The following is a 7,567-nucleotide window of genomic DNA, read 5'->3' as shown; positions in this document are numbered from 1 at the left end:
CAGCGCCTGAAAACGCCATGTCCGCCTGGGTCCTCCCGGATCACATCGCCGATGTCCTGCCGTCCGAGGCCCGGCACATCGAAGAACTCCGCCGAAGTCTGCTCGATACCGCCCGCGCCCACGGCTACGAGCTGGTGATGCCGCCGTTGCTCGAGCACATCGAGTCGCTGCTCACCGGCACCGGTGAATCGCTCGATCTGCGCACCTTCAAGCTCGTGGACCAGCTCAGCGGCCGCACGCTGGGCCTGCGCGCCGACAGCACGCCCCAGGTGGCGCGCATCGACGCCCACCTGCTCAACCGCCAGGGCGTGGCACGCCTGTGCTACTGCGGCCCGGTGGTGCACACGCGCATGGAGCGCCCGGCGTCCAGCCGCGAGCCGCTTCAGTTTGGCGCCGAGATATATGGCCACGCCGGGCTGGAGGCCGATCTGGAGGCGCTGGAGCTGGCCCAGGCCTGCCTGCGCGGCGCCGGCCTGCGCGAGCTGCAGGTCGATCTGGCTGACGTGCGCATCATCGACGCCGTGCTGGATCCGCTGAAGCTGCCCGCCGCGCGGGTGGCCCTGCTGCACGCCGCCCTCACCGCCAAGGACGTGGCCGAGCTGCGCTTGCTCTCCAAGGCCCTGCCCGCGGCCGTGCAGCGCGACCTGACCGCGCTGGCCACGCTGTTCGGCGATGCCCAGGTGCTGGCCGAAGCACGCCGCGTGCTCACGCCGTCGCCGGCCTTGCACGCCGCGCTGGACGAGCTGCAGTGGCTGGCCGAGCACGTGCAGGGCATGGCGGTCTCGTTTGATCTGTCCGACCTGCGTGGCTATGCCTATTACACCGGTGTGCGTTTCGCCGTCTTCGCGCGCGACGCGCGCGGCCCGGCCGCCGACATCGCGCGCGGCGGCCGCTACGACGAGGTGGGGGCCGTGTTCGGGCGCAAGCGCCCGGCCGTGGGCTTCAGCCTCGACCTCAAGGAACTCGTCGCCTGCGTGGCCCCGCGCCCCCTGGTGGCCGCCATCCGCGCTCCCTGGGGCATGGACGCCGGCCTGCGCCAGGCGGTGGCCCTCCTGCGCGCGCAGGGCCATACCGTGGTCTGTGCCCTGCCGGGGCACGAGCACGAGGTCGATGAATTCCTGTGTGACCGCGAGCTGGTGCCCGACACCGGCCGCCCGGGCGGCTGGACCGTCCGGCCTCTTTGACTGGAAACCGAGATGAGCAACAAGGACCGCGCCGCAACCCCCGGGCGCAACGTGGTGGTGGTCGGCACCCAGTGGGGCGACGAAGGCAAGGGCAAGCTGGTCGACTGGCTGACCGAAACCGCGCAGGGCGTGGTGCGTTTCCAGGGCGGCCACAACGCGGGCCACACCCTCGTCATCAACGGCGTGAAGACGGCGCTGCACCTCATTCCCAGCGGCATCATGCGCGCGGGCGTCAAGTGCTACATCGGCAACGGCGTGGTGCTCTCGGTCGGCAAGCTGTTCGAGGAAATCGAGGGACTGGAGAAAGCTGGCGTCGAGGTGCGTTCGCGCCTGCGCGTGAGCGAGGCCTGCCCGCTGATCCTGCCCTTCCACGCCGCGGTGGACATCGCGCGCGAGGCCGCCAAGGTCAAGGCCGGCACCGAGAAGATCGGCACGACGGGCCGCGGCATCGGCCCGGCTTACGAGGACAAGATCGCGCGCCGCGCGCTGCGCGTGCAGGACCTGAAGTACCCCGAGCGCTTCGCGGCCAAGCTGCGCGAACTGCTGGACCTGCACAACCACGTGCTCACCACCTACCTGCATTCGGCCGACATGGCCTGGGACGACAAGATCGCGCCCTACATGAAGGACGGCGCCATCCAGTTCGAGCGCGTCTACGCCGAAGCCATGGCCCAGGCCGAGCAGCTCAAGCCCATGATCGCCGACGTCTCGCGCGAGCTCAACGAAGCCCACCAGGCGGGTGTCAACCTGCTGTTCGAGGGCGCGCAGGGCACGCTGCTCGACATCGACCACGGCACCTACCCCTTCGTCACCTCCAGCAACTGCGTGGCCGGCAACGCCGCGGCCGGCGCGGGCGTGGGTCCGCAACTGCTGCACTACGTGCTGGGCATCACCAAGGCCTATTGCACGCGTGTGGGCGGCGGCCCGTTCCCCACCGAACTCGACTGGGAAACGGAAGGCACGCCGGGCTGGCACATGGCCACCGTGGGCGCCGAAAAGGGCGTCACCACCGGCCGCTCGCGCCGCTGCGGCTGGTTCGACGCCGCGCTGCTCAAGCGCTCGGCCCAGGTGAACGGCCTGTCGGGCCTGTGCATCACCAAGCTCGACGTGCTCGACGGCCTGACCGAGTTGCAGCTCTGCACGGGCTACGAGCTCGACGGCGAGCGCATCGACATCCTGCCCATGGGCGCCGACGAGATCGCGCGTTGCAAGCCCATCTACGAGACCATTCCCGGCTGGACGGAGTCCTCCGTGGGCGTCACGCGCTTCGAGGACCTGCCCGCGAACGCGCGCCACTACCTCAAGCGGATCCAGGAGACCACCGGCGTGCCGATCCACGTGGTGTCCACCAGCCCCGACCGCGACCACACCATCCTGCTGCAGCACCCCTTCCAGGGGTGAGCACGGGTAAGCCCGGGTAGGGCGTTCGCCCGCCCCACGACACACTGTTTCGACCCTCCCAGCCTGGAGTCCGCACGCATGCTCACCGAAGACGGCAAACACCTCTACGTCTCCTACGACGAGTACCACAACCTCATCGAAAAGCTGGCGCTCAAGGTGTACCAGTCGGGCTGGGAGTTCGACACCATCCTGTGCCTGGCGCGCGGCGGCATGCGCCCGGGCGACATCCTCTCCCGCATCTTCGACAAACCGCTGGCCATCATGTCCACCAGCTCTTACCGCGCCGAGGCCGGCACGGTGCAGGGCAAGCTCGACATCGCGCGCTACATCACCACGCCCAAGGGCGAAATCGCCGGCAAGGTGCTGCTGGTCGACGACCTCGCCGACTCGGGCCACACGCTCAAGGTGGTGATCGACCTGCTCAAGAACAACTACTCGCCTATCACCGAGTTGCGCAGCGCGGTGATCTGGACCAAGCAGCTGTCCACCTTCACGCCCGACTATTCGGTGGAATACCTGCCCACCAACCCGTGGATCCACCAGCCGTTCGAGGGCTACGACAGCCTGCGCCCCGCGCAACTGCTGGAAAAGTGGAAGCTGTGAGCGAATGAGCCGCGAGCGCCTGTCCACCCAGCTCATCCACCACCCCTACAAGCCCCCCGAGGGCTTCGAGGCTGTCGCGCCTGGCGTGCACAAGGCCTCCACCGTCATCTTCCCGAACGTGCAGGCCCTGCGCACCTACGACTGGAAGGACAAGAGCGGCTACACCTACGGCCTGCACGGCACGCCCACCACCTTCACCCTGGAGGAGCGCATCGCCACCCTGGAAGGCGGTGCGCACTGCGTGCTCGCGCCCAGCGGCCTGGCCGCCGTGGCCCTGGTGGACATGGCCTTCCTGCGCACGGGCGACGAACTGCTGATCCCGGACAACGCCTACGGGCCCGGCAAAACCTTCGCCGAGGGCGAACTGGCGGCCTGGGGCATTGCGCACCGCTTCTACGATCCCATGGACCCGGCCGACCTGGCCGCGAAGATCTCGTCGGCCACGCGCCTGGTGTGGCTGGAGGCGCCGGGCTCCATCACGCTCGAGTTCCCCGACATCCCCGCGCTGGTGGCGGTGGCGCGCCGGGCCAGCGAAGGCCGCGAGCGGCCCATCGTCACCGCGCTGGACAACACCTGGGGCGCCGGCATCGCGTTCGCGCCTTTCGCTCTGGGCGTGGACCTGTCCGTGCAGGCGCTCACCAAGTACCCCAGCGGCGGTGCCGACGTGCTCATGGGCTCCGTGGTCACGCGCGACGAGGCCTTGCACCGCACGGTGCTGCTGTGCCACATGCGCCTGGGCCTGGGCGTGGCTGGCAACGACGCCGAGCTCGTGCTGCGCGGTCTGCCCAGCATCGAACTGCGCTACCGCGCCCAGGACGCCGCCACGCGCGAGCTGGCGCACTGGATGCAGGGCCAGCCCGGCGTGGCGCAGGTTTTCCATCCGGCGCTGGCGGGCTCGCCCGGCCACGCCACCTGGCAACGCGACGCCCAGGCGGCTGGCTGCCTGTTCAGCGCAGCCTTCGACGCGTCCATTCCCCAGGAACGCATCGACGCCTTCTGCGACAGCCTGCGCGTGTTCAAGCTGGGCTGGAGCTGGGCCGGTCCCATCAGCCTGTGCGCACCGTACCGCATGAGCGCCATCCGGACATTGGGTTGGCCTCACGCAGGGGGTCTGGTACGCTTTGCCATCGGCCTGGAACACGTCGAAGACCTGCGGGCCGACTTGGCGCAGGCCTTGCCCCGCTTGCGGTCCTGACCCCCCTTCAACCCGACGAAAGCGCGATTTGGCTACACCCAACTACGGTTACGAGAAACGGCAGCGCGAGCTGGCCAAGAAGCAGAAGAAGGAAGAGAAACTGCGCGCCAAGGCCGCGCGCAAGACCAGCGAGCACCCAGACGGTGCCGACCAGCCCGATGGCGAGACGTCCGGTGCGCCGGGCGATGCCGGGCAGGGCGATGGTGGCGCCGGCGGCGCCAACTGAAGGCCTCAACCGGCCTTCGGGGCCGGTGCCGTTTCGCTGTCGATGAGGCGGCGCGCGGCCGCTCGCATCGCCCCCATCGACCGGTCGGTGGGCTCGCAAGGCAGGGCCTCGGCGAAGCGGCGGAAGTTGCGCGAGGTCGAGGCCGCGTAAGTGGGGTCGTAGTGCTGGCCCAGCAGATCCCGCACCATTTCCGGCGTGCGCCCCGCGCGCACCAGACCGATCCAGCCGTTGACCACCTCGCCGCCCCGCAGCGCGCGCAGGGCCTGCAGGCGCCCGATCAGCAGCTCGGGGTCGCGCACGAAGTAGTCGTAGTCTTCCAGCAGCAGCGCCACGCGCTCCTCGTCGCTCAGGCGCAGGGCGATGCACTCGCTGGCGCGCAGGGCGTCCATCAGGCCGTCGGGCACGCGCAGGTTGCCCACCTTCTTGCTTTCGCTTTCGGCGTACACCGGTCGCTCGGGGTCGAAGCGGCGCAGCGCGTCCCACAGCAAGGAATCGAAGCCCTTTTGGCTGGGCTGTGGCTGGCCGGGCAGGTGGCCCAGCACCGAGCTGCGGTGGCAGGCCAGGCCCTCCAGGTCGAGCACCTGCGCACCCTCAGCCGCCAGCGCGTGCAGCAGCCGCGTCTTGCCGCTGCCCGTGGGACCACAGACGACGCGGTAGCGCAAGCCCGCGGCCAGGCGGGGCAGGTCGTCCACCAGCGCGGCGCGCCAGGCCTTGTAGCCGCCGTCGATGAGCGTGACCTGGAAACCGATGGCGCCCAGGATGGTGGCCAGGGCGCCGCTGCGGTTGCCGCCGCGCCAGCAGTAGACCAGCGGGCGCCAGCTCTTGGGCTTGTCGAGCACCTCGCGCTCGATATGGGCGGCGATGTTGCGCGCGGCGAGCGCGGCGCCGCGCTTCTTGGCCTCGAAGGCGCTCACCTGCTTGTACATGGTGCCGATCTCAATGCGCTCGGCGTTGTCCAGCGTGGGCCAGTTCAGGGCGCCGGGTACGTGGTCGAGCGCGTGCTCGTCCTCGGTGCGGGCGTCGATGATCGTGTCGAATTCGGCGAGGCGGCGCAGGGCGTCGCCTGCGCTCAGGGTGGCAACGGGCATGGGCCCGATTATCCTGCCGCGATCAGTTTGCGCAGTTCAGGCCAGACCGTGTCGCGCATGGTGGGCTGGGCCTTCTCGTTCGGGTGGATGCGGTCGCTCTGGAACAGCGCCAGCGGGTCGGCGCCGTCGGCCACGCCCTTGAGGAAAAAGGGCACCAGCGCGGCCTTTTCCTGCCGTGCCACGGCGGCGAACAGCTCGCGGAATTCCTGTCCGTACTTCGCGCCGTAGTTGGGCGGCATTTCCATGCCCAGCAGCAGCACGCGCGCGCCGGCGGCCTTGGCGGCGCGCGCCATGACGGCCAGGTTGTCGCGCGTCATGCTCAGCGGCAGGCCGCGCAGGGCGTCGTTGCCGCCCAGCTCGATGACCACGACCGAGGGCCGGTGCTGCTGGAGCAGCGCTGGCAGGCGCGAGCGCCCGCCCGAGGTGGTGTCGCCGCTGACGCTGGCGTTGACCACCCGCGCCGGAACCTTTTCGGCCTTGAGCCGCTCTTCGGTGAGCGCGACCCAGCCACTGCCCCGGCGCAGGCCGTATTCGGCGCTGAGCGAATCGCCCACCACCAGCACCACGGGCTCGGCCTTGCCCTGGGCGCGCAGCGCGCCCGCCTGGCCGAGCGCCCACGCCGCCACCAGGCTCAGGCTAAAGTGGCGGCGGTTCGTCTTCAGGGAATGCTTCATGTCCGATGTGATGATTGCGGTCAGCCATGTGTTCAAGTCGGTGTCCGACTCGACGGGCACGCTGACCATTCTGCGCGATATCGATTTCAGCCTGCGCCGCGCCGAAACCGTGGCCATCGTGGGCGCCTCCGGCTCGGGCAAGAGCACCTTGCTGTCGATCATCGCGGGCTTGGATACCCCGACGCAGGGAACGGTTCACATCGATGGTGTCGATCTGTTCGCCATGGACGAGGACCGCCGCGCCGCGTTGCGCGCCGAGAAGGTGGGGTTCGTGTTCCAGAGCTTCCAGCTGCTGGCCAACCTGACCGCATTGGAGAACGTGATGCTGCCGCTGGAGTTGGCCGGGCGGCGCGACGCCCGCGCCGCCGCCACGCAGATGCTGCAGCGCGTGGGCCTGGGCGAGCGGCTCAACCACTACCCCAAGGTGCTGTCGGGCGGTGAGCAGCAGCGCGTGGCCCTGGCGCGGGCCTTCGTGGTGCGCCCGGCCGTGCTGCTGGCCGACGAGCCCACGGGCAGCCTGGACTTCGCCACCGGCGCCAGCGTGATGGAGTTGATGTTCGAGCTCAACCGCGAGCAGCACACCACGCTGGTGCTGGTCACGCACGACCGCGGCATCGCCGAGCGCTGCGAGCGCCGCATCACCATCAGCGCGGGCCAGGTGGCCGACATCAGCGCCGGCGTCGCGGCCTGAGGCGCCGCGCGCGGGCTGGCGGGGCCGCCGGGGCGGGGGGCCGATAATCGCGCCCATGTCCGCCCCGCCCAAAGCCCCGTCCGCCACCAAAGTCCTGTTCGGTTTCCACGCGGTTGGCGTGCGCCTGAAGACCGCGCCGCAGAGCCTGGTCGAGGTCTACGTGGACAGCTCGCGGCGCGACGCGCGCATGCGCCAGTTCCTCGAACGCGCCAAGGAAGCCGGCGTGCGCCTGATCGAGGCCGACGCGCTGCGCATCGCCAAGCTCGCCGGCAGCCACGGCCACCAGGGCGTGGCCGCGCGCGTGCTGCCCGTCGAACAGGCCCGTTCGCTCGACGATCTGCTGGACCAGGTGGACGGCGCGGGCCAGGCACCGCTGCTGTTGGTGCTCGACGGCGTGACCGATCCGCACAACCTGGGCGCCTGCCTGCGCGTGGCCGACGGCGCGGGCGCGCACGCCGTGGTGGCGCCCAAGGACCACGCGGTGGGCCTGAACGCCACCGTGGCC

General features: G+C 70.1%; 9 protein-coding genes. 7 read left to right on the top strand and 2 right to left on the bottom strand.

What is annotated here, in order from left to right; all coding sequences use genetic code 11:
- Nucleotides 1-17: 17 nt before the first annotated feature.
- The 5 genes from BGO22_RS16775 (at nt 18) to BGO22_RS16755 (ending at nt 4,609) form a co-directional block, all read left to right on the top strand.
- Nucleotides 18-1,184 carry an ATP phosphoribosyltransferase regulatory subunit gene (locus BGO22_RS16775; RefSeq protein ID WP_070400060.1) on the top strand — a complete coding sequence of 389 codons (1,167 nt, stop codon included), beginning with the start codon at nt 18-20 and terminating at the stop codon, nt 1,182-1,184.
- A gap of 12 nt (nt 1,185-1,196) precedes the next feature.
- Nucleotides 1,197-2,585 (top strand): adenylosuccinate synthase, encoded by a 1,389-nt coding sequence (locus BGO22_RS16770; RefSeq protein ID WP_070400061.1) that lies wholly within the window; start codon nt 1,197-1,199, stop codon nt 2,583-2,585.
- A gap of 78 nt (nt 2,586-2,663) precedes the next feature.
- Nucleotides 2,664-3,188, top strand: coding sequence for a phosphoribosyltransferase (locus BGO22_RS16765; RefSeq protein WP_070400062.1), 525 nt, complete (start codon nt 2,664-2,666; stop codon nt 3,186-3,188).
- A 4-nt stretch (nt 3,189-3,192) separates the two neighbouring features.
- On the top strand, nt 3,193-4,383 hold the full coding sequence (locus BGO22_RS16760) for a PLP-dependent transferase (protein WP_070400063.1): 1,191 nt from the start codon (nt 3,193-3,195) through the stop codon (nt 4,381-4,383).
- 28 nt (nt 4,384-4,411) lie between these two features.
- Nucleotides 4,412-4,609 carry a hypothetical protein gene (locus tag BGO22_RS16755; protein ID WP_070400064.1) on the top strand — a complete coding sequence of 66 codons (198 nt, stop codon included), beginning with the start codon at nt 4,412-4,414 and terminating at the stop codon, nt 4,607-4,609.
- 5 nt (nt 4,610-4,614) lie between these two features.
- On the opposite strand, the gene mnmH is transcribed toward BGO22_RS16755, so the two are convergent.
- Nucleotides 4,615-5,697 (bottom strand): tRNA 2-selenouridine(34) synthase MnmH, encoded by a 1,083-nt coding sequence (mnmH, locus tag BGO22_RS16750; protein WP_070400065.1) that lies wholly within the window; start codon nt 5,695-5,697, stop codon nt 4,615-4,617.
- Between the two features lie 8 nt (nt 5,698-5,705).
- Nucleotides 5,706-6,371: an arylesterase gene (locus BGO22_RS16745; protein ID WP_070400066.1), complete on the bottom strand. Its 666-nt coding sequence runs from the start codon at nt 6,369-6,371 to the stop codon at nt 5,706-5,708.
- Between BGO22_RS16745 and BGO22_RS16740 the strand changes: the two genes are divergently transcribed.
- A complete protein-coding gene (locus BGO22_RS16740) occupies nt 6,370-7,062 on the top strand; it encodes an ABC transporter ATP-binding protein (protein ID WP_070400067.1) in 693 nt (230 codons plus the stop codon). The genes BGO22_RS16745 and BGO22_RS16740 overlap by 2 nt on opposite strands.
- Nucleotides 7,063-7,117: 55 nt before the next feature.
- Nucleotides 7,118-7,567, top strand: a 450-nt coding sequence (locus BGO22_RS16735; protein WP_286851841.1) for an RNA methyltransferase substrate-binding domain-containing protein, incomplete at its 3' end; no start/stop codon positions are given.

Source organism: Hydrogenophaga sp. 70-12, from assembly GCF_001897365.1.
GTDB lineage: Bacteria > Pseudomonadota > Gammaproteobacteria > Burkholderiales > Burkholderiaceae_C > Hydrogenophaga > Hydrogenophaga borbori.
This window is presented reverse-complemented; position numbering and strand designations above follow the sequence as displayed.

Bases quoted from the DNA above. Each gene is read 5' to 3' on its own strand.
- BGO22_RS16775 (WP_070400060.1), top strand. From the start codon at position 18: ATGTCCGCCTGGGTCCTCCCGGATCACATCGCCGATGTCCTGCCGTCC.
- BGO22_RS16770 (WP_070400061.1), top strand. From the start codon at position 1,197: ATGAGCAACAAGGACCGCGCCGCAACCCCCGGGCGCAACGTGGTGGTG.
- BGO22_RS16765 (WP_070400062.1), top strand. From the start codon at position 2,664: ATGCTCACCGAAGACGGCAAACACCTCTACGTCTCCTACGACGAGTAC.
- BGO22_RS16760 (WP_070400063.1), top strand. From the start codon at position 3,193: ATGAGCCGCGAGCGCCTGTCCACCCAGCTCATCCACCACCCCTACAAG.
- mnmH (WP_070400065.1), bottom strand. From the start codon at position 5,697: ATGCCCGTTGCCACCCTGAGCGCAGGCGACGCCCTGCGCCGCCTCGCC.
- BGO22_RS16740 (WP_070400067.1), top strand. From the start codon at position 6,370: ATGTCCGATGTGATGATTGCGGTCAGCCATGTGTTCAAGTCGGTGTCC.
- BGO22_RS16745 (WP_070400066.1), bottom strand. From the start codon at position 6,371: ATGAAGCATTCCCTGAAGACGAACCGCCGCCACTTTAGCCTGAGCCTG.